Raw genomic sequence first — 20,962 nt, 5'->3', positions numbered from 1 at the left:
GAGTACTATAGGCATTACTCATTCGGCAAAAACTTATCGTTTAGAGCCTGCTCCAATGGATAAGGACAGTCTTCAGGAAAGGTTTCGTAGGGTAAATTAGTTTCTCGAACTGCCAAGTCTAAGCCATCTTCAAAACCTTCTTGCAGAGCTTCTTCTAGATAGGAAGACAGACTGGGATTTTGCTCAATTAACCTCTTAATCTTGCGGCGTTGTTCTCGAATCGTAGCCTGCCAGCTACTTCCTTGAAGTTCGGGCTGGTACTGCCACTTCAGTAGATGTCCTAGCAGAACAGCTAGACGATTAACCAGCTCTCGCCGTTCTTGCCTCCCCAAAGACTCGATCTCCTCAATCAAATTCGCTACATCAACCAAATTCCACTGCTGCGCTCTTAGCAATTTGGCTTGCTCTTGTGTCCAGGCGTAGAAATCGGCATCATAGAGGGCTTTCATAGATTGATTTAGGGTTGTGATCTCTTTCATATAGGAAAAAATTTAGAATTTAAGACTTGCTCTAGAGCATAAGGACAAGCTTCTGGAAAGGTTTCGTAGGGGAAATTGGTTTCTCGAACTGCTAGATCTACCCCTGATTGGTAGGCTAACTGCACAGCTTCATCTAGATAAGACTTGAGGCTGGGATTTTCTTCAAGTAGGGTTTCGACTTCGCGACGCTGTTCTCGAATGGTGGCTAGCCAACTATTGCTTCGCTTTTCAGGCTGGAACTGCCATTTCAATAGATGTCCTAGTAACACTGTTAAACGGTTTCTGAGTTCGCGTCGCTCCTGCCTGCCCAACGTTTCAATTTCCTCAATCACATTCGCCACATCAACCAGATCCCACTGTTTCGCCCTGAGCAGTTTGGCTTGCTCCTGAGTCCAAGCATAGAAGTCGGCTTCGTAGAGACTGTTCATATTTTTTGGGTTGGCCTCTAACACTCGTTTGTTACTCCTACACCAACGCTCGTACTACAGGTGGCATATTTATTCAGTGTAGCGATCGCCCCTCTACCAGTCTGATTACAGATATAACTGACTTGGCGCTGAGCCACTTTTAGGTATAGCGAAGGGTTAAATTTTACAAAACTTTTTACTTTCTCATAAAGCTACAAGTTAGGCTCTTCAATGGCAGAGGCATCCTGAACATTGGGAGACTCCTTGCTTTATTTGCGTCCCCAATAGTCGCTAAACTACGAAGTGATACCTAAGTACCGCAATAATTATGAGTGTAGTTAGCCAAGTCATTCTCCAAGCAGACGACGAACTCCGCTACCCCAGTTCTGGTGAACTCAGAGACATCAGCGAATTTCTAAAGACTGGCGCCCAGCGGATGCGGATTGCTACCGCTCTAGCTGAGAATGAGAAAAAAATTGTGCAAGAAGCCAGCAAGCAACTGTGGCAGAAGCGCCCCGACTTTATCTCTCCAGGTGGTAATGCTTACGGCGATCGCCAGCGGGCGTTGTGCCTGCGTGACTTTGGGTGGTACCTGCGCCTCATCACCTATGGTGTGCTAAACGGCGACAAAGAACCCATCGAAAAAATTGGCTTGATCGGCGTCCGGGAAATGTACAACTCCCTAGGTGTTCCCGTTCCTGGCATGGTGGAATCCATCCGGTGCTTAAAGCGGGCAGCTCTCGCGCTGCTCAGTGAAGAAGACGCTGTAGAAGCGACTCCTTACTTCGACTATCTGATTCAAGCCATGTCCTGAGCATTGAACTCAGTTTTCAATATCAGCACAGTTGTGAATCTGACGTTTTTTGTGAATTTTAGTACGCGCTTAGTTTGATTCTCAGTTGGCAAATTGCTTCCCCGCAGTTGGTGAAGGTTTCTGGCTCATGAAGTCAGAGATTTCCACGGATTGTGGGGAAATTTTCATTTTCATAACGGTCTCGCAGAAGGGGAGAGTCTAGATGCAACTCGGCAAAGTGGTCAAATCCAATTCCCATTGCGACTATGTGGTGCAGCTCAACGACGAAATGGGCGTCCAAGCACCACCGAGGCCTGAAGATTATGGCTTTGGTTGCTTTGTCAAACTCGAAACTGAGAAACGGCACTGGGCTGTAGGGCTAATCTATAACTCGCAACTCTTTAACCCCAACTTCCTTAACTCAGGGCCACGGCTTTCGAGCGAACCCGACCCTATTTTTACCCCTGATCTAATCAATGAAACGCGCGTTCTCCTAGGCACTGTCTTGATCGGCACGATGGAGCGGCAAGACGACGGGCTTTATGGACAGCATGGTATCCCTAGCATTGTGGTTCCGGTCAATACTCCTGTCTATAAAATGACTGAGAGTGAAATTCACTGCTTTCACCTCAGACAAGATGGCCGTCCCCAATTTTGCTACTACAGCCATCTGTTGCGAGCAGGAGGTGCCTTCGCTTCGCAACTGACTCATCAAGTTTTAGAAGCTTTAATCAAAAGCGATTTCTTTCCAGGACCAGATCAACGGGCGCTGCAAATCCTGTGTAAGGAGCTGTCGTGGAAAAACACGATGGGTGCCATTCGCTGACTCTGCATCAGCCCTAAAGCAACAAAAAACCGACAGCTTCCAATGGATTCTGTCGGCCAGTCGTGTGTTCCCTGTTGATGACTCGGCTAGAGTTGAGTCACTCATAAGTATGGGTGTTGTTGGTTCAATCAAGCGCGATCGCGATCATCTAAACTTGTGATCTTCCTCACAGATTAATTGCCCTCAAGTAGGCTTGACAATTTTTTTACTGAGTTGAATTCAAAACTTTCTGCTTTTAGGTCGGGATTGGGCGCAAACGCAGTCCTAAATCTTCTGGAATGCTTGCTCCAATTACCTTAGCTACACCTATTTGTACTTGTAGAGGTAGGACTGATTGCTTTGGCTTGACCAAATTTGGTTTACCTGAGGACCGTAGTTAGTATTTATTATTAATGTGTTAATTGCTACATTTATTTGTTGAATTGAGCACGCATAGATAATAAAGCCACATATCAGAGTTAGTATGCAACTCCTCTACAGTGGTTAGTTTTAAGCCAGTTTTCCAGGAATAAACTTTAACGTCGCTAAAGTTGGTTTCTAGTTGCTTAAGCTGTGCTTCGGGTCTAATGTAATAGGTCTTTAATCGAAAATTATGGGACTCATCCCTCACAATTGCATGGGTAGTAATCTTTAGCTGAGCAAGCGTAAACGAACGATTGATGAAGCGCAGGATGCCGAACATGACCAGATTGACATAGGTCGTAATCGGGTTAAGACTCAGGTGTTTTCTGAAATCAAATTCTCGCTCTAGTCCCTGAAGATTATGGCTGGAGAAAAAGAAATATCCTCCAGGTTTCCCCACTCTACGAATCTCTTGGAAAACCTTTAAGCGATCGCTATGGGAAACAAAGTCAATCCCATTGAAACTAAACAGAATGAAGTCGAAGGAGTTGTCTGGAAATCGGCTCAGATCTCTGGCATCACCCACTTCAACTCTGGGCGCTGGAGAAGTAGTTGCAAATCGTTTTTGGCAAGCGGCGACCATTTCAGCCGAATAATCAATGCCGACATAGTCTGCGACTCGTGGAGCAAAGTGCTGAGTGGTGCGCCCGCCACCCACGCCAATATCTAGCATTTTCATATTCGACCAGCGATCGCGGAACAGCTCCAGAATCGCCTCTTCAGCAGGTTGTAGCAGCTTTAACTGGGCATAATGTTGCACCACACTAAAGGCTGCGTAGGTCTTCTGATTAATGCCGTCCATCTTGTCTAATTTGCAATACCGTGCGATCGCGGCATTTAAGGTAAAAAAGCCTTCACTAGAATATCGGGATTTGTGTTGAATTTGGAGACAGTAACGAAGTGCTAGCCCTCATCCACTGTCAGCCAGTACTCATGGCACAATCAGCATTTGCATCCTTGCTTGCTCGTCTGCGTCGTTGAAGTGAAACACAAGGATCTGATCAGCAACGTAACTCCATAATTCTCGCTATGCCGACCAACCGCCGTAGCGACCTAGCAAGTACATGGCTTCCGTGAAACATGACCACGTTGTAACCAAAGGTGCGGCAAGAGCGGATAAAGCATTAACGCAACGAGTATGATTGATGTCACTCTGGTTGATCAAAGCAATCAAGGGAGACGCATCGCAAAGAGTCACTGCTCCGATCCTGGTAGCCTGTACTTCTCAACCAAAAGTTCCGTGAATGCTTCTTTGGTGCGTGTGGAAAGATTTGCAGGCTGAAATTGAACTCGACCTACCCTACCTTTCAAGACTTGATCCAGGGTAGTGCCGTTCTGGGGTTTTGAACTCTCATTGGATAGCACTGTCAACCTGACACGCTGCCCAACCAGTTCGGGTGCGTAACGAAGAATTTCTTCCCAGGTTCCTTCAAAAGAACGCTGCTCCATGAGACAACCTCTAAGCCATATTTTGAATTATGGCAGGATTTCTACTTCCAGATCACTTATATCAGACAGACTAAAGTGAAGATGCCAAAAGTAAGCCTGTAAGTACCGTTGGCCCAAGAGAATAGAGGGCTAACATCATCAACACAAGCGATCGCCCTACTTTACCCGTCAAGTAATCGGAGTGGAGGTAGATAATAAGCTGCCCATTCTGGCGTAGAGCGGTTGGGTTGGGGCAATCCACACCTTGCCAGTGCCTCGAAAAGTTTGGAGGAGACCTTCACCACTGGTGATAGCACCCAAAAAAGAAGTAGAAGCTTTCTCCACACTGAAATGCACCTCAGCAGTGCGGAGCAGCGCAAAGGAACCGTCTACCTGGAGCGTTTCGTTATTCAAGGTCATCTCTAAGATTTCGCTGCGAGGCACCGGAATCCGAAAAACCACAACTCCTGTACCGCTGACCTTGGTTTGGTAGCGTCCTTCGCCACCCGCTACCCGCGCCGAAAAGCTCTCAACCTTGTGGGCATCGACTTTGACCGCATCTTCGCAGCAACAGAATAAACCTTGGTCGGCAAACAGAGTTTGGCCCTTCAACTGCATCAGCCAGTAGTGTCCAAAACTCGGCTCTAAGTAAAGTTCGCCCGTTCCTCGATACAGCGGCTTAAAGATGGTTTCTCCGGTGCGGGCGGCGGCGATCGCTCCTTTCATAAACCCACCCACACCCGATCCTGCTCCAGTGGAGCTTTCCATCTCAATGTTGCCCTTGAGAAACTGCAACACCCCTGGCTCGGTTCGCACCGCATCATTCTGGAGACGCACCCGGAGTTGACGGAGATGCACTCCCGCTCGATTCAGCGAATAAACTTGTTCCGCGATCGCCAGAGAATCACTGCCAGCAAGGGGTTTATACTCCAGGAGTTCAAAGACAGTACCACCACGAGTCACGCTCTCCGTTACCTGAAAAGGGAGATGGTTTTCGGGAGTGTTCATAACCTTTCAAACCCCTAAAGAGCTACTGCTGGCAGCTTAACACGCAGTTTTGGAGAGGCATTTAACTATGAACAAACGTGTCACTCCGGGTCTACTTTGGCAAAGAGTTCTAGCAAGCCCACCGTGCCAACAAAAAAAGTATAGGTGCCGTATTGCAGCGGCAATTTGTTTCTAGAAGGTGCAAGGACAGCCGCGATCGCTCCCTCGATCAGATGTGCGGTAACGGCAAAGCGCTCTACCCAAAACACCGGGGTTAGACTGCTAGGGATAGAGAGATGAGTCAAGCTTGCATAGAGATTCCAAAATTCTAGAGCGATCGCCCCCGTAATCAGAACGGTCGAGATAACCTTGATCCAGGCAAAAAGATATTTCTTGGCATCCTGTAAAGTCATGCAATTCGCTCAGAGTTTGGGGCAGTTTTTATTAAAACCGATTCTTAGCACCTTTATCGGAGCCGAGAAACTGCAATGGTTTGAGAGTGTTGATTGGCAACAGGAGAGCGATCGCTTTCGGCAAGCCCACCTCACCTATCCTCACTACTACAGCAGCCAAGACTTTCATGGCATTACAGATGGTTATCTCAACGCGATCGCCGCTATTACTTACGATGCCGTTACCGCCTTTGCCTCTCCACCTAGCGAAGTTTGGATTCGACAGCAATTGATCCAGGCGATCGCAGGTCAACCTACCATAATTCTAGATTTAGGCTGCGGTACAGGCTCAACCACGGTAATGCTCAAACAAGCATTTCCCCAAGCAGAGGTAATTGGGTTAGATCTATCTCCCTACATGCTGGTGATGGCAGACTCTAAAGCGAAACAGGCAAAGTTAGACATTACCTGGCAGCATGGCTTGGCAGAAGAGACGGGTTTGGCGACAAACACTTTTGACTTAATCACCGCTGCCTTTCTATTCCATGAAATGCCACCCCAGGTTTCGCAACTGGTTCTGCAAGAATGCTGGCGTTTGCTGCAACCAGGCGGACAACTGCTGTTTCTCGACGGTGATCAACCCAAGCTGCGTCGCGCTAACTGGCTGATCACCCTCTTTCAAGAACCTTACTCCAAAGTTTATGCGGCAGAAAGTGTGGATGATTGGCTGTATGCAGTTCAGTTTGAGGCGATCGCTACCCAATCTGTGGGATGGATTAGCCAATTGACCAGCGCTAGAAAACCAACGGCATAATAGCAGGGGCATGAAAGCGATCGCCCAACTCACCTCAAAGAACTAGGCCAAAGGTACTAGTGGTAAGGCGTAACTCATGGTAGTGACTACGGCTTGATAGAATAGGTTGATGCAATCAGACGATCCTTTTTTGGGGAGTAAACACCCTTTCAGGAAGAACACATCATGGCGCAGTTGACCGAGCAGACCCCGACTGAACTAAATATTCCTAGCCTCGACACAGAGCTTTCGACTCAAAGCCCACAAAAAATTCTTGAACGCGCCTTGAGCTTATACGACAACATTGCCATTTCTTTTAGTGGCGCAGAAGATGTTGTCCTGATCGACATGGCGCACAGAATCAAGAAAGACATCAAAGTTTTTAGCCTGGATACAGGTCGTCTGCACTCTGAAACCTACCAGTTTATCGATCGCGTCAGAAAGCATTACGGCATCACCATTGAGATGATGTATCCCGACACTGCCAAAGTAGAAGCTTTAGTCACAGAAAAAGGTCTCTTCAGCTTCTATGAAGATGGTCACAAAGAATGCTGTGGTATTCGCAAGGTTGAGCCTCTGCGTCGGAAACTGGGTACCTTGGATGCCTGGATCACCGGACAGCGTAAAGACCAAAACCCCTCCACTCGCGCCACTGTGCCCGTGATTCAAGTGGATACCGCTTTCTCCAGCCCAGAGCGCCAGTTGATTAAATTCAACCCCTTGGCAAACTGGTCATCGGCAGAGGTCTGGATGTACATCCGGGCCTTTGAGATCCCCTACAATCCTCTGCATGAGCGCGGCTTTATCAGCATCGGTTGTGAGCCTTGCACTCGCGCCGTTCTACCTAACCAGCATGAGCGGGAAGGCCGTTGGTGGTGGGAAGATGCAACGAAGAAAGAGTGCGGACTACATGCCGTCAACCCCACCCAAGGTTGATCGCTCTCTAGTGAAAAACTAACGCATCCGGAGCAACCAGCTTAGAGCAGTATTCATTGGTATAGGGTGCCTCTATTGTCAGGGCAAAGAACTATCCCCTCTATATTTGCCACTCATTCAATAAAGAGGCACCCTATGAGCTGGTTGCTACCATTTAGAAGCACATTTCAAACAACAGAATGAGGATCGAAGATTCGTTAGTACTCTAAAGAATCAGGGTGTAAAACCCAAATTGATCTCTTAGATAATCCTAATTAAAATACCTATTTTTGAGCTATTTTCTGTTTATCTTTTATTGGCAATAACCAACAAAGGAGTTGTTTTAATGAAAAATGAAAGCACTTTTTGTTTTTGCACTCTAGCATTAGGCGAAAAATATCATAAATTTGTCTCACTGCTTATCCAGGATTTAAATCAAAATGCGCCTAAAATTCCTATAGTCATCCTGACAGATAATCCCAAAAAATTTGAATCCCATAGCAACGTTATTTCCTGTTTTCATACTCAAAAAAGCGTGGGAGCCTACCACGACAAGCGATGGGCGATCGCAAAGGCATTAGAATTTTTTGATTCGTGCATATTTTTAGATTCAGACGTGAGAATTCTTCAGCCGATTCCAGACCATCTTGATTGGATTGACGCTCCAGGAATACAAGCAAAATCTTGTTTCAAAATGCCGAATCATTACTCAAAAATTTTTTCTGGAAAGGCGAATCAAGGAATTATCAAAGAGTTTGATACTGTCGTACGAGCCTCAAGAAAAATTAGTTTAGATTTTCTCAACGAAGATATTTACTTCGTCAAAGAATGGCTTTTCTCAGTCACGAAGGATTCTGGTAAAGAGCAAGAATTCTTGCTGTGGTGGGAGAAACTTGAAAAATATTTTGAACTTCGAGGAATTTGCGGTAGTGAAGGTGCCGCCATAGGTTTAGCCGCTGCGAAAGCAGGGTTCAGAGTCAACTCTTGTCCAATGGATGGTTTATCGTTTTTCAAACATCATGTAACCCAGTGGAGAATCCAAAAGGGGCAAGTGGATTTGAGAGATGTAGCTGATTATTTTGAACAATACAAATCGATCAAATATCCTGAGCGTTCTGTCTTTAACCGGGGAGTCAATAAGATTTTTCAGATTTCCAATTATTCTTATCGACGTATGACTTTACAATTTTCTGCTTTGTCCGATATTGATTTTTATTATCTTTGATCTCCTAAGCGTGAGATTTTTCTAGCCCTTGGCATTTCTCAGGAGCAACTGACAGCCACAAGAAAAAGGGTTTGGGCTTTCAATGCGATCGTCTGCCAAAACCTCGATCGCTAGATTGCTGTGGTAAATCAATTGGTCGTAGTCCATCAAGGCGTTCCACTTAACCTTGCCTGTTGGGAAACCCACTTGAGAACTGGTATCAGCAATTAACTCCTGCCATTTCTGTACTTCTGGATCGCGTGACTTGCAGTAATCCACAATCGCAATCAGAGCCCCAGGCTTCGTGACTCGTAGAATCTCCTGCAATGCTCGGACTGGATCGGCGACAACGCAAAGAGTAAATCCAGAGGCAACCGCATCAAAGTTATCTTCAGGAAATTCCAGGTCTTGCAGGTTCATCACTTTCAAGGTGATGTCCGCCTTGACCGACTTTTGCCGAGCTTGCTCTATCATCTGCTCGGACAAATCTACACCAACCACCTGGATTCCCGCTGGATAAGCTGAGAGATTGAGCCCGGTGCCAACTGCGGCATCGAGTACTTTCTGGCCTGGACTCAACTGCAAGGAAGCAATGAGCGGTTCGCGATCGACATGCCAGTAGCGCTGCATAATCGCATCATAATCAGCCGCGCTTTGGTTGTAGGTTTCGATTACCTGGTCTGTTTGCATACAGTTCCTACCGAGTAGAACTCTCTGTTTGACTGTTGGGCTAAATCTTTAGCCAAGATAATCGCCAACTCTTTTGTTTACTACTAACAGAGAAATAAATTCACATTGTTAGTGGTAGCTGACATTGCTAGAAACTCCAATTCACTTGAGCTGAGATCACATCTACATCACTTTCAATACCACCTCTGAGTGTGCCCGCACCTGGCACTGTTTGGTTAATCTCGCGATCGCCAAAGAACAGATGAGCATAGCTAAGATCCAGCCGTACAGAATCTGAGGCTTGGTAGCTCACTCCTGCTGCAACCCAGGTGCGATCGGCATCGGGAATACGAGCGGTCACTTGATCCTCAGGCACGGGGCTGGGGTCGTAAGCCACACCTGCCCGTAAAGTGAGATCCTCATTTGGTTTATAGTTCACCCCCAAACCCTACGCGCACCGTATCCTTCCACTCTGCGGGTTGAACCGAAGCAGGTTGAACTGGATTAGCAAATTCAATTTGCAGCCCTTCATAGCGGCTCCAATTTGTCCAAGTCACATCACTCATGACCGCCCATTGAGGGCTAAGTTCGTGGTAAACCCCCAGTGATAGAGAATCTGGCAACTTCACCTCAGCCGCCGCCTTTGTATCCGTGAACTGTCCCCGTGCGGTTAGGGCTTGAGCCGCAGTTGGTACCTCAAAATCAGCATCTCCTTCTAGGTCATGAGTCACAGCAGAACGATAAGCTAGGCCCACTCGCGTCTGGGCTGAGGGTTCATACATCGCTCCGATCGTGTAACCCACGCTGATGTCATCCCCAGAGATCTCCACGCGACCATCGAGTTGCTGCGGTACCGTGTTGAGCCCAGCCGATCGCCCAATCAAGCCAAAGTCGATCGCGTTGGACAGCTCAGCGGAGGCATACTGCACATTGACACTTGCCCCAATCGAAACCTGATCTGTGACCTTGGCAGCGATCGTGGGGCTGAAGTTGAGCGTAATCAGTTCCGATCGCAACGCTTGATATCGGCCCACCCAATCTTCGTTGTATTCTGTCGCTAAACCAAAGGGTGGTGCAATGCCCAGTCCTAGCTTCAGGCGATCGCTCAAGCTCCAAGACGTATACAAGTTAGGCAAAAACTTATTCACCCCTGCATCGCCGCCTTCTCCACCGAGCAATGGCGTCCCAAGCACTGAGTTTGAGCCTTGGTTTTGAAATCGCACCGTCGGAAAAACTGCATACCCCGCCCCGACGACAGAGTTACCTGGCAGACGAGTTAACCCAGCGGGGTTGAAGAAAAGCACACTAGCATCTTCAGCTCCTACAGTTCCACTTGCTCCTGCATTGCCTAGATTAGGAACGCTTTGTTCGGTTAAGGCGAATCCCGAAGCTAAAACCGAGCAACAGACTCGACGACCGTTGCCATCAATCCGTAGGGTCACAATGGCTTGTAGCTTGATTTGCCCCCTAAAGCTGAGGTTTTAGCAAAACAAGTTCTTTATCTATGAGTTACGCACCTTGGTTGTGCGTTTCATTGTTTGTATGAACCAAGCCTAAAGGAACCCGCATGAGCGAGAAAAATGTTGAACAACAAGCTGCGGAGATTAACCAAGAGGTGCAAGACTTTCTGGACAAAACTGACGAGTGTGCAACTCAAATGGATATGGATGAAATCTCATAGCAGGAAGGAAAACGGCTCAAGAAGTTACAACAGCCTACTGAGGACTAATGGATTAACTACTTGCCGCTAACTCTATGAATCCTCTTAACGGGAATTAACCTTCTTTGTCTGATTGCTCTGATTGCTCTGGCTCTAGCTGTTCTGATTGCTCCTGCTCTCTTTCGGCTTCTATTTCTTTCAAAGCCTTATAAATCCAAAGCTTAGACAACTCCAGGGTGCTGATGCAATCGGGGATAGCTGACATGCTCAAAGACTCTGTAAGGTTAATACTTTAAGCATAGCGAGAGTGGGGCATTCGTTCCTGAAGATATATACCTAAAGTTGTAGGAAAATTTGAACTTTGATTACAGAGGCGATCGCGTCCCTATAATTGCGTTCCTATCGTGTACCCATGAAAATGATGGAAGCTGGCTTGCCTGCGTCTGGGTGTATAGCAGTACTGATAAAGGTTAAGACGGGGTGCAGGGGTTTCACCCCTGGCTGGGGGCGAAGCCCCCACACCCCCTTTGCCCTAAACTTGATGCGTAGCACTATAGCGGTTCTCGCAACTCTACCAACCTCAAGCCACTGTCTACAAACAGCCGAGTCCAAGACTCAAGGGTGCGGAAATACCACGGTGCAGGGTCTACAAAGTCAGGACTGAAGCCATCCCATGAGCCTGATCGCCACCCATCTTGATACTGCTGCTCTCCACAGCCCACCACAGAATGAATGGTTTGCACGACGTTATGTTTCCCCGCTTTCTGCCCTCTACTGTGCGATTGTTGCAAGACCCCACCGCGATCGCCTTAGCTCAGCAAATCCAACAACAAGCAATTCCTACGCCTTTAACTGTTTCGCCTATTGCAACTGCTTATGTTCAGCAAGGTACTGAGAAGACTCCTATTCTGTTGCTGCACGGCTTTGATAGCTCAGTATTAGAGTTTCGATCGCTCATGCCCTACTTAGCTTGCCAGCAAGAGACATGGGCAGTTGATCTATTGGGTTCAGGCTTTACCGAGCGAGTGGTAAATATCCCGCTTAATCCCAGCACGATTAGAACTCACCTCTACAGTTTTTGGCAGACTCTGATTCAGCGGCCTGTAATTTTAGTTGGGGCTTCTTTAGGTGGAGCAGCGGCGATCGACTTTACTCTGGCCTATCCCCAATGCGTTGAGAAGTTGGTGCTGATCGATAGTGTGGGCTTTAGCGGCTCTTTTCCGCTGGGTCAGTTTTTATTTTCTCCTTTCGATCTGTTTGCAGTCGAGTTTTGGCGACAACGTAAACTCCTACCGCTGAGTTTCGGCACTACCTTTGGCGGTTTCACTGCCGCAGATTTAGAGGCGATCCGTTGTGCAGGGGTGCATTTAGAAATGCCAGGATGGGCGGAAGCGATCGCCAGTTTCACTAAAAGCGGTGGCTACAATTTGTCGGCCCAGCAAATTTCCCAAATCCATCAACCGACACTGATTCTCTGGGGCGATCGTGATGGCATGCTAGGAACGGCTGATGCGGAGAAATTTAGAGGGGCGATCGCGAACAGCGAACTAGTTTGGATACGTGATTGCGGTCATGTGCCTCATCTAGAAAAGCCAGTCATCACTGCTGAAGAGATTTTGAGATTTAGTCAGTAAGAGCGATCGCCTTTAAATGTAATGAACTTCTCGCTGGACTATGAGAGGGAGTCCACTACCATTCAATTGAGAAGACAGATCGAGGTCTTGACATGAGCAGCAGTTCAGTAACGTCTGAGCAACGGGTTGTATTAGACAAAATTAGCTGGCAAAAATTTGAGAATATATTAGCGGAGCTAGGCGCAGACCGTACCACTCGCTTTGCTTACCATCGGGGACGCATGGAAATGATGAACCCGCACGAGGAACATGAGCGCTACCGCAAACTGATTGAATCATTGCTGTTGGTTCTAGCCGATGAGACTTATCTAAAACTCGTGGGATTTAGTTCAGCTTTGTTGCAGCAACCTGAAGTGCAATGCGCGATCGAACCGAATGCTTGTTTCTATATTTCTCATGCGCCTCAGATGCTAGGCAAAACTAATCTGGACTTGTCCCATGATCCTGTTCCCGATTTGGTTTTAGATATTACCTTTACCAGTAGCACACTCGACAAACTACCTATTTATGCGGCTTTAGGCATTCCTGAAGTTTGGTGCTACACCAGCAACAGTGACCCAGTACCAGAGCAGCAACTCACAATTTATCAATTGCAAAATCAACAGTATTTCGTCAGTGAAACCAGCCTAGCTTTTAATTTTTTACCTGCGGCGAGAGTGTTGGAGTTTATCGAGCAAAGTGATTCTCTAGGCTTGGTTCAGTCCTTGCAATTGTTGCGGGCTTGGGTGCAAGAAAGAATTTAAGACCGGCAATTTGGACACGGGAAACGCGAAAAATATCGATAAAATTGAAACCTGTCCAGATTCGCGCAAGGCTTCTATGTCCGCCATTTCCTCGGCTCCGTTTTCTCCGGAAGAAATTGCTTCAGAAGGTATCAAACCAGAAGAATACGAAGAAATTGTCGATCGCTTGGGTCGGCATCCTAACAAAGCCGAGCTGGGCATGTTCGGGGTGATGTGGTCCGAGCACTGCTGTTACAAAAACTCTCGGCCTCTGCTCAAGCAATTTCCCACGGAAGGCGATCGCATCTTGGTGGGCCCTGGAGAAAACGCTGGAGTCGTGGATTTGGGCGATGGCCTCCAGTTGGCCTTCAAGATCGAATCTCACAACCACCCGTCAGCCGTGGAGCCGTTCCAAGGGGCCGCAACTGGGGTCGGCGGGATTCTGCGCGACATCTTTACAATGGGGGCTCGTCCGATCGCAATTCTCAACTCCTTACGCTTCGGCTCCCTCGATGATGCTAAAACTCGGCGCTTGTTTAACGGCGTGGTATCAGGCATTTCCCACTACGGCAATTGTGTCGGTGTACCCACTGTAGGCGGTGAGGTTTACTTTGACCCTGCCTATTCTGGCAATCCTTTGGTCAACGCGATGGCCTTGGGGTTAATGGAAACCTCAGACATCGTTAAATCAGGAGCTAACGGCATTGGCAACCCTGTGTTGTATGTTGGTTCCACCACAGGGCGCGATGGCATGGGTGGAGCCAGCTTTGCCAGTGCCGAACTCAGCGACGAGTCAATGGACGATCGCCCAGCGGTGCAAGTGGGTGATCCGTTCTTAGAGAAATCCTTGATTGAAGCTTGCCTCGAAGCCTTCAAAACTGGGGCGGTGGTCGCGGCTCAGGATATGGGCGCGGCAGGGATTACCTGCTCCACCTCCGAGATGGCGGCTAAGGGTGGTGTAGGGATTGAGCTGAACTTGGATCTGATTCCGGTGCGCGAGACTGGCATGGTGCCCTACGAGTATCTGCTCTCTGAGTCGCAGGAGCGGATGCTGTTTGTGGCCCACAAAGGCCGTGAGCAAGAATTAATTGATATCTTTGAGCGTTGGGGATTGCACGCGGTGGTCGCAGGCACCGTGATTCAAGAGCCGATTGTGCGGATTCTCTTCCAAGGAGAAGTTGCTGCGGAGATTCCTGCCACTGCTCTGGCCGACAACACCCCCATCTATCACCGGGAACTGATGGCCGAGCCACCAGAGTACGCCCGCAAAGCTTGGGAATGGACGAGCGATCGCTTGCCGCCTTGCTCTGCCGCTGGCATTGAACTAGCAGGCAACAACAAAACCTGGAATGAGGTGCTGTTCCAACTGCTAGAAACTCCCACGATCGCCTCGAAGCGTTGGGTGTATCGCCAGTACGACCACCAAGTACAAAACAACACCGTCCTCATGCCCGGCGGCGCAGATGCAGCAGTAGTGCGGGTGCGTCCCATCAACAGTTCTCCCGCTCAAGCCAACACTGGAGTCGCCGCTACTGTAGATTGCAACCCCCGTTACGTGTACTTACATCCCTACGAAGGTGCCAAAGCCGCTGTCGCCGAAGCCGCCCGTAACCTCAGCTGCGTGGGAGCCGAACCCCTTGCTGTGACTGACAACCTCAACTTTGGTAGCCCCGAAAAACCCATCGGTTACTGGCAGCTAGCGGAAGCTTGCCGAGGTCTGGCCGAAGCCTGCGCTGAGTTCAAAACCCCCGTCACAGGCGGCAACGTCTCGCTCTACAATGAAACTCTAGACTCCGAAGGCAAACCCCAACCGATTTATCCTACCCCTGTCGTCGGGATGGTGGGCTTAGTTCCAGATCTCAACCGGATTTGTGGGCAAGGTTGGCAAGCCGCAGGCGATCGCATCTATTTATTAGGACTCCGCCTGGATAACCCTGATTCAGAAGCCATTACTCTCGGCGCATCAGAATATCTCGCCGCCATCCACAACACCGTGGCAGGCAAACCACCTGTAGTTGATTTCAACCTAGAACGTCAAGTCCAAGCCGTATGTCGCGAAGGCATTCGCCAAGGTTGGGTACGCTCCGCTCATGACTGTGCCGAAGGGGGTATCGCGATCGCCCTCGCCGAATCTTGCATCAGCGGCCAGAAAGGAGCCGAAATCACCCTAGATATTTCTGCCTCCGAACCTGCCTCCCTGCGCTGGGATCAGCTCCTATTCGGAGAAGGTGGCGCTAGAATTCTGGTCTCTGTAGCTCCAGACCAAGCCGCAAATTGGGAAACCTATTTACAAGAACACTTAGGAGAACACTGGCAAAATCTCGGTCAGGTGGGTAATCCGAACGCTGGTTTACGGATTTCCACCAGACCCTCTGTTCCGGTTATCGACGTTAGCATTGCAGATATGAGCGATCGCTGGCTCAATGCCATTGAGCGTCGTTTAGCAGTCTAGATAGTGGCGCGGCAACCGTAGTTGTAGCACAAGATACGAATTCCTTGAGTTAAGGCCAGGGAGTTGTTCCGTTTAAGGTTTTTGGTGGGATTATTAAAGAAACGTTAAGTCAATTGCTGGCTGTTTAAAGTTTCAATCTCAATCCCACCCCTCCGATTCAACCTACTAGGAGCTGATCCGCAGCATGATTCCCACCCATTCTGATCTTGCGTTCCCTGACGATTCCTTGCCTCTGACTAGCGATAGCCAGGGAGAAGGCAGCGGCGACGCTCGACCCGACAAGCCAGAGGAAGCCTGTGGAGTTTTTGGCGTTTATGCCCCCGAACAAGCTGTTGCGAAGCTAACCTATTTTGGTCTATATGCTTTACAGCATCGGGGCCAAGAATCGGCTGGGATCGCCACCTTTGAAGGTGACAAAGTCCATCTGCATAAGGGCATGGGGCTGGTTTCCCATGTATTCAACGAGTCGATGCTGGGTACAATGCCTGGACATATAGCAGTCGGCCACACCCGCTACTCCACCACAGGTTCTAGCCGCGTCGTCAATGCTCAACCTGCTGTGGTGGAAACCCGCTTGGGTTCCTTAGCCCTGGCTCACAACGGCAACTTGGTCAACACCGAGACTCTGCGCCAAGAGCTGTTACAAAACAACTTTAACCTCGTCACCACCACTGACTCAGAATTAGCTGCTTTCGCGATCGCCGAAGCCATCAATAGCGGCAAAGATTGGTTAGAAGGCACTATTAGCGCCTTGCACCGCTGCCAAGGAGCCTTCAGTTTCGTCATCGGTACCCCCAACGGCATGATTGGCGTACGCGATCCCAACGGTATCCGTCCCCTCGTGATCGGAGTGATTCCCAGTCCCGACGGCAACACGCCAGAGCGCTATGTGCTCTCCTCCGAAACCTGCGGCCTCGACATTATTGGTGCTGAATTCCTCCGAGACGTAGAACCCGGAGAACTGGTTTGGATTTCTGAAGAAGGTTTAGCTTCATTCCAGTGGGCGCAACAGCCTCAACGAAAGCTCTGCATCTTTGAAATGATCTACTTCGCCCGTCCCGATAGCGTCATGAGCCACGAAAGCTTATACAGCTATCGGATGCGGATTGGTCGCCAACTCGCACAAGAATCCCCGATTGATGCGGATATTGTCATTGCCGTCCCCGACTCTGGAATTCCTGCCGCGATCGGATTCTCCCAAGGTTCTGGCATCCCCTACGCCGAAGGCTTAATCAAAAACCGCTACGTCGGTCGCACCTTCATTCAACCGACCCAGAGCATGCGAGAAGCTGGGATTCGGATGAAACTCAACCCCCTCCGAGACGTGCTAGAAGGCAAGCGCGTGATCATCGTAGATGACTCGATCGTCCGGGGCACCACCAGTCGCAAGATTGTCAAGGCTTTACGAGATGCTGGAGCGACCGAAGTGCACATGCGGATTTCCTCGCCACCTGTCACCCATCCTTGCTTCTACGGCATCGACACCGACAATCAAGATCAACTGATTGCAGCGACCAAATCTGTCGCAGAAATTGCTGAACAGATTGAGGTAGATTCCCTGGCTTATCTCAGCTGGGAAGGCATGCTCACCGCCACCCGCGAAGATCCCAACAGTTTCTGCTCCGCTTGCTTCACAGGCGACTACCCCATCTCCATCCCCGAACCCGTCAAGCGCTCCAAACTGCGCCTAGAAAAAGAGAAAGTCGGCACCGCTTCATAACACATAACAGTCTATTGCTCTCGCTCTAGCCCCCTTGGCCCCCAATCCTGGGGGAACCTGCTATATGTAATCCCCATCCTCCCAATTCTGGGAAAAGGGAGCAGAGCAACCAACGAAACAACCTACTTTTGGAGGGGGTCTGGGGGACGCAACCGTCCCTCAGTGGGGGTTTGGGGGCGAGTGCCCCCAAGCTCTTGGTTTTAGCCGAGTTAATCCAACTTCATAGAACCCAAATACCGCTGCAAATAAGGCGAAAATACCTCATAAATCAGCGTCAGCGGTTGCCCATGATGCCAGAACAGATAGTGCCGCCCCCAAAACGGTCCCGTCTGCTCAAACGCCGCCTCTAGCACCGCCGAATGACCGTAATAAATCCCCTGTACATCCCGATATAGCTCAGTCCGCAAACGCGCGAGACTCGCCCAAATCGGCAGCGATCGATTTTGCAAATATTCATCTACATGACTTGCTTCCCACCAAGACGTGGCGTAGGCAAGCCGTTGTCCAGAAGCAGTGCGCAACCACACCTGCCGCCTTAAACGAGGGCCTGGAATCAATTGGATTTGAGTTGGTGCCCCATCTCCGTCCAAGCCGATCGCAGACATATCAATTACGTCTACTTCAGTCGGCTCACCCGTGAGCAGCTGTAGATGTCGCGTCGGCGAGCCATCTCCCAACAAAAGCATCTGCCAAGCAGGCGCTAACTGAGCGTGAGGCAGTCCTTGTTGAATACTAACCCCTTCATCTTGCCAAAGTGGAGTCAGGGCATACCAGGGAGCTGGTACCGTAATGCTCTTATTAGGTTTAAAGGTGGAAGTCAAAGCTCTTTACAAATCTTTTCATTCTTCCTCTGATCATAAACAGGAAATGCTCAGGAGGCAAAGAATCTAAAGATGGAGAGCCTTAACTCAAGTCTTAGGGTTATAAGTAATGCGGATGGCGAGACTCGAACTCGCAAGGCGTGAGCCACACGCCCCTCAAGCGTGCGTGTCTACCAATTCCACCACATCCGCGTGGTTTTAGAGGCTGTCAGGGGTTGAATGCCCGTGATTTCCTCCGGTTATCTAGAATAGCTCATAAACTTGCTTTTAGATCAGGATTTTCCGGAAAATCTCAAATATTTTCTGAAAAGGCGATCGCAACCCGTCGCAACCCGCCGCAGCCCTAGAAAATGCCCCGCTATCTTTAAGTTCTAGGCGCACTTTCCTCTAGTAAGCCACCTCAGCGTGATACGATCAGTTTCCGATCTGAGGTTTTCGTGTAAGTTCCTGGGTTTGGTTCCGCCGTCAAGGTGTCTTCCAGAGCACCTCAGAAAGCTTTATTTTACTCATTATTGACCTTAAAGCTGGAAGATGCTTTTTTCAAAAATTCTGATTGCAAATCGAGGGGAGATCGCCCTCCGCATTCTCCGAACTTGTGAAGAAATGGGGATTGTGACAGTTGCGGTTCACTCTACGGTCGATCGTCATGCGCTCCATGTGCAGTTGGCAGATGAAGCCGTTTGCATTGGCGAACCACCGAGTGGCAAAAGTTACCTTAACATTCCTAATATTATTGCGGCAGCTTTAACCCGTAATGCCACAGCTATTCACCCAGGCTACGGTTTTTTAGCAGAAAACGCCCGCTTTGCTGAGATCTGCGCCGATCACCAAATCTCCTTCATTGGCCCATCTCCGGAATCGATTCGTTTGATGGGTGACAAATCCACAGCCAAGGAGACCGCGCAACGAGCGGGTGTGCCCACCGTTCCAGGTAGTGATGGCTTGGTGACTGATGAGCAAAATGCCTTAGTGTTAGCCCGCAAAATAGGCTATCCCGTGATGATCAAAGCCACTGCGGGTGGTGGCGGTCGGGGAATGCGCTTAGTTCATGAAGAAGTTGATTTGATCAAGCTATTTCTCGCTGCTCAGGGGGAAGCTGAAGCTGCCTTTGGCAATTCGGGAGTCTATCTAGAAAAATTCATCGAGCGACCCCGCCACATTGAATTCCAAATTTTGGCTGACAGCTACGGCAATGTCGTTCACCTAGGGGAGCGAGACTGCTCCATTCAACGTCGTCACCAAAAGTTGCTGGAGGAAGCTCCTAGTCCTGCCCTGAGTCAGGAACTCCGCGAGAAAATGGGATCGGCAGCAGTGCGCGTGGCTCAATCGATCAACTATGTGGGCGCAGGAACGGTGGAGTTTCTGCTGGATCAGTCGGGCAGTTTCTATTTTATGGAAATGAATACCCGGATTCAGGTCGAGCACCCGGTGACAGAAATGATTACGGGCCTAGACTTGATTGCAGAGCAAATTCGCATTGCTCAAGGCGAAAGACTGCAATTTACTCAAGATCAGATTGTGCTCAAAGGCCATGCGATCGAGTGTCGAGTCAACGCAGAAGACCCAGACTACAACTTCCGTCCTAGCCCGGGTCGGATCAGTGGCTACTTGCCGCCAGGTGGACCTGGGGTGCGGATGGATTCTCACGTCTACACGGATTACGAGATTCCACCCTATTACGACTCCTTGATTGGCAAACTGATTGTTTGGGCTCCCGATCGCGACTCTGCCATCCGGCGTATGAAGCGGGCCTTGCGAGAGTGTGCTGTCACAGGCTTACCCACGACTATTGGCTTTCACCAAAGAATTTTGGAAACGCCTGAGTTTAACCAGGGCGATGTCTACACCAATTTTGTTATGGACGTAATGCAAAACTCGAAGTAATGGACACACCACCGCTCCATACACTTAATCCCTTAAGCCGTTTCTCGGACAGGGCGGTTGACTATGCTAAGTATCGACCGAGCTATCCCGAAGCAGCGATCGCCCTACTTTTACAAGGGCTGGGAGAGCCGTCCCAACTACTAGCAGCCGATATGGGAGCAGGCACAGGGATTTCTGCCCGCTTGTTAGCAGAGCAGGGGGTGCATGTATTCGCCATTGAACCCAATGTTGATATGCAAAAGGCTGCGACTCCGCATGTTTTAGTCGAGTTTCGGACGGCTACGGCTGAACAAACCAACTTACCTAGCGCTACGGTGGATCTCGTCACCTGCTTCCAATCCTTCCATTGGTTGCAACCGGAGCAGAGCTTGGCGGAGTTCCACCGGATTCTCAAATCTTCAGGATGCCTGGCTTTGGTGTGGAATGAGCGCGATCGCTCAGATGAATTTACGGCAGCATACAGCCGTTTGATGCGGGAAGCCTCCAATCACCATCCAGCAGAAGCCAAATTGGGAGCCGTTGAGCCGCTGCTGACCAGTCCATACTTCACCCACATCCAGCAACACACCTTGCCCTATCAACAAATTTTGAACTTAGCAGGATTGCTGGGTCGGGCGCAAAGTGTATCCTATACTCCTAGCTCCGGGGAGGCAAAAGAGCGATTACTTGCTAACTTGCAACAGCTACATGAACGCTGGGCTGATGCTCGTGGGCTGGTCGAATTGGCGTACCAAACCAAGGTTTATCTGGCGAAACCAAAGCTCTAGAAACCTA

24 protein-coding genes and 1 tRNA gene are annotated in these 20,962 nt (G+C 49.3%); 11 read left to right on the top strand and 14 right to left on the bottom strand.

The annotated features are described in order from the left end of the window. Nucleotides 1-14: 14 nt before the first annotated feature. Both KME12_12370 and KME12_12365 read right to left on the bottom strand, forming a co-directional pair. A complete protein-coding gene (locus KME12_12370) occupies nucleotides 15-449 on the bottom strand; it encodes a DUF29 domain-containing protein (protein ID MBW4488575.1) in 435 nt (144 codons plus the stop codon). Nucleotides 450-475: 26 nt separating this feature from the next. Continuing rightward, on the bottom strand, nucleotides 476-907 hold the full coding sequence (locus KME12_12365; GenBank protein ID MBW4488574.1) for a DUF29 domain-containing protein: 432 nt from the start codon (nucleotides 905-907) through the stop codon (nucleotides 476-478). Between the two features lie 307 nt (nucleotides 908-1,214). Here KME12_12365 and KME12_12360 point away from each other — a divergent pair, with 307 nt between their 5' ends. Then, nucleotides 1,215-1,700, top strand: coding sequence for an allophycocyanin (locus tag KME12_12360; protein ID MBW4488573.1), 486 nt, complete (start codon nucleotides 1,215-1,217; stop codon nucleotides 1,698-1,700). Nucleotides 1,701-1,902: 202 nt separating this feature from the next. Next, nucleotides 1,903-2,505, top strand: coding sequence for a hypothetical protein (locus KME12_12355; protein MBW4488572.1), 603 nt, complete (start codon nucleotides 1,903-1,905; stop codon nucleotides 2,503-2,505). A 397-nt stretch (nucleotides 2,506-2,902) separates the two neighbouring features. On the opposite strand, the gene KME12_12350 is transcribed toward KME12_12355, so the two are convergent. From KME12_12350 to KME12_12330, 5 genes are all read right to left on the bottom strand, one after another. Beyond that, the gene (locus tag KME12_12350; protein ID MBW4488571.1) at nucleotides 2,903-3,709 is read right to left on the bottom strand and encodes a class I SAM-dependent methyltransferase; all 807 of its coding nucleotides are present in this window, start codon (nucleotides 3,707-3,709) and stop codon (nucleotides 2,903-2,905) included. A gap of 225 nt (nucleotides 3,710-3,934) precedes the next feature. After that, entirely contained in the window at nucleotides 3,935-4,105 is a 171-nt protein-coding gene (locus KME12_12345; protein MBW4488570.1) for a hypothetical protein, read from the bottom strand. After that, entirely contained in the window at nucleotides 4,102-4,356 is a 255-nt protein-coding gene (locus tag KME12_12340) for a hypothetical protein (GenBank protein ID MBW4488569.1), read from the bottom strand. Before KME12_12340 ends, KME12_12345 begins: the two co-directional genes overlap by 4 nt. Before the next feature lie 168 nt (nucleotides 4,357-4,524). Continuing rightward, nucleotides 4,525-5,343 (bottom strand): AIM24 family protein, encoded by an 819-nt coding sequence (locus tag KME12_12335; protein MBW4488568.1) that lies wholly within the window; start codon nucleotides 5,341-5,343, stop codon nucleotides 4,525-4,527. Nucleotides 5,344-5,423: 80 nt separating this feature from the next. Continuing rightward, on the bottom strand, nucleotides 5,424-5,735 hold the full coding sequence (locus tag KME12_12330) for a hypothetical protein (GenBank protein ID MBW4488567.1): 312 nt from the start codon (nucleotides 5,733-5,735) through the stop codon (nucleotides 5,424-5,426). Here KME12_12330 and KME12_12325 point away from each other — a divergent pair. The 3 genes from KME12_12325 (at nucleotide 5,734) to KME12_12315 (ending at nucleotide 8,647) form a co-directional block, all read left to right on the top strand. Then, nucleotides 5,734-6,528 (top strand): class I SAM-dependent methyltransferase, encoded by a 795-nt coding sequence (locus tag KME12_12325; GenBank protein MBW4488566.1) that lies wholly within the window; start codon nucleotides 5,734-5,736, stop codon nucleotides 6,526-6,528. The genes KME12_12330 and KME12_12325 overlap by 2 nt on opposite strands. Before the next feature lie 165 nt (nucleotides 6,529-6,693). Further along, a complete protein-coding gene (locus KME12_12320; GenBank protein ID MBW4488565.1) occupies nucleotides 6,694-7,443 on the top strand; it encodes a phosphoadenylyl-sulfate reductase in 750 nt (249 codons plus the stop codon). Between the two features lie 325 nt (nucleotides 7,444-7,768). After that, on the top strand, nucleotides 7,769-8,647 hold the full coding sequence (locus KME12_12315) for a hypothetical protein (GenBank protein MBW4488564.1): 879 nt from the start codon (nucleotides 7,769-7,771) through the stop codon (nucleotides 8,645-8,647). A 21-nt stretch (nucleotides 8,648-8,668) separates the two neighbouring features. On the opposite strand, the gene KME12_12310 is transcribed toward KME12_12315, so the two are convergent. The 5 genes from KME12_12310 to KME12_12290 form a co-directional block, all read right to left on the bottom strand. After that, nucleotides 8,669-9,316: a class I SAM-dependent methyltransferase gene (locus KME12_12310; protein ID MBW4488563.1), complete on the bottom strand. Its 648-nt coding sequence runs from the start codon at nucleotides 9,314-9,316 to the stop codon at nucleotides 8,669-8,671. A gap of 127 nt (nucleotides 9,317-9,443) precedes the next feature. After that, nucleotides 9,444-9,734, bottom strand: coding sequence for an outer membrane protein transport protein (locus tag KME12_12305; GenBank protein MBW4488562.1), 291 nt, complete (start codon nucleotides 9,732-9,734; stop codon nucleotides 9,444-9,446). Further along, a complete protein-coding gene (locus KME12_12300) occupies nucleotides 9,724-10,737 on the bottom strand; it encodes an outer membrane protein transport protein (GenBank protein MBW4488561.1) in 1,014 nt (337 codons plus the stop codon). Before KME12_12300 ends, KME12_12305 begins: the two co-directional genes overlap by 11 nt. Before the next feature lie 333 nt (nucleotides 10,738-11,070). Continuing rightward, entirely contained in the window at nucleotides 11,071-11,220 is a 150-nt protein-coding gene (locus KME12_12295; protein ID MBW4488560.1) for a hypothetical protein, read from the bottom strand. Nucleotides 11,221-11,506: 286 nt separating this feature from the next. Beyond that, nucleotides 11,507-11,698 carry a hypothetical protein gene (locus KME12_12290; GenBank protein ID MBW4488559.1) on the bottom strand — a complete coding sequence of 64 codons (192 nt, stop codon included), beginning with the start codon at nucleotides 11,696-11,698 and terminating at the stop codon, nucleotides 11,507-11,509. Nucleotides 11,699-11,704: 6 nt separating this feature from the next. Between KME12_12290 and KME12_12285 the strand changes: the two genes are divergently transcribed. The 4 genes from KME12_12285 to KME12_12270 all read left to right on the top strand — a co-directional run bounded on the left by KME12_12285 (nucleotide 11,705) and on the right by KME12_12270 (nucleotide 17,483). Further along, on the top strand, nucleotides 11,705-12,589 hold the full coding sequence (locus tag KME12_12285; protein ID MBW4488558.1) for an alpha/beta hydrolase: 885 nt from the start codon (nucleotides 11,705-11,707) through the stop codon (nucleotides 12,587-12,589). Nucleotides 12,590-12,681: 92 nt separating this feature from the next. Continuing rightward, nucleotides 12,682-13,332: a Uma2 family endonuclease gene (locus KME12_12280; protein ID MBW4488557.1), complete on the top strand. Its 651-nt coding sequence runs from the start codon at nucleotides 12,682-12,684 to the stop codon at nucleotides 13,330-13,332. A gap of 76 nt (nucleotides 13,333-13,408) precedes the next feature. Continuing rightward, a complete protein-coding gene (gene purL / locus KME12_12275) occupies nucleotides 13,409-15,763 on the top strand; it encodes a phosphoribosylformylglycinamidine synthase subunit PurL (GenBank protein ID MBW4488556.1) in 2,355 nt (784 codons plus the stop codon). A 184-nt stretch (nucleotides 15,764-15,947) separates the two neighbouring features. Further along, nucleotides 15,948-17,483 carry an amidophosphoribosyltransferase gene (locus KME12_12270; GenBank protein MBW4488555.1) on the top strand — a complete coding sequence of 512 codons (1,536 nt, stop codon included), beginning with the start codon at nucleotides 15,948-15,950 and terminating at the stop codon, nucleotides 17,481-17,483. Nucleotides 17,484-17,692: 209 nt separating this feature from the next. Here KME12_12270 and KME12_12265 read toward each other — a convergent pair whose 3' ends face one another. Next, nucleotides 17,693-18,304: a chorismate lyase gene (locus tag KME12_12265; GenBank protein MBW4488554.1), complete on the bottom strand. Its 612-nt coding sequence runs from the start codon at nucleotides 18,302-18,304 to the stop codon at nucleotides 17,693-17,695. 110 nt (nucleotides 18,305-18,414) lie between these two features. Further along, nucleotides 18,415-18,496 (bottom strand) — tRNA-Leu (locus KME12_12260). A 339-nt stretch (nucleotides 18,497-18,835) separates the two neighbouring features. Here KME12_12260 and accC point away from each other — a divergent pair. Next, on the top strand, nucleotides 18,836-20,188 hold the full coding sequence (gene accC, locus KME12_12255) for an acetyl-CoA carboxylase biotin carboxylase subunit (protein MBW4488553.1): 1,353 nt from the start codon (nucleotides 18,836-18,838) through the stop codon (nucleotides 20,186-20,188). Next, complete coding sequence (locus KME12_12250; protein ID MBW4488552.1) at nucleotides 20,188-20,955, top strand: class I SAM-dependent methyltransferase; 768 nt, start codon at nucleotides 20,188-20,190, stop codon at nucleotides 20,953-20,955. Before accC ends, KME12_12250 begins: the two co-directional genes overlap by 1 nt. Nucleotides 20,956-20,962: the final 7 nt, after the last annotated feature.

This window comes from Trichocoleus desertorum ATA4-8-CV12, assembly GCA_019358975.1.
GTDB classification, from domain to species: Bacteria; Cyanobacteriota; Cyanobacteriia; order FACHB-46; family FACHB-46; genus Trichocoleus; species Trichocoleus desertorum_A.
This window is presented reverse-complemented; position numbering and strand designations above follow the sequence as displayed.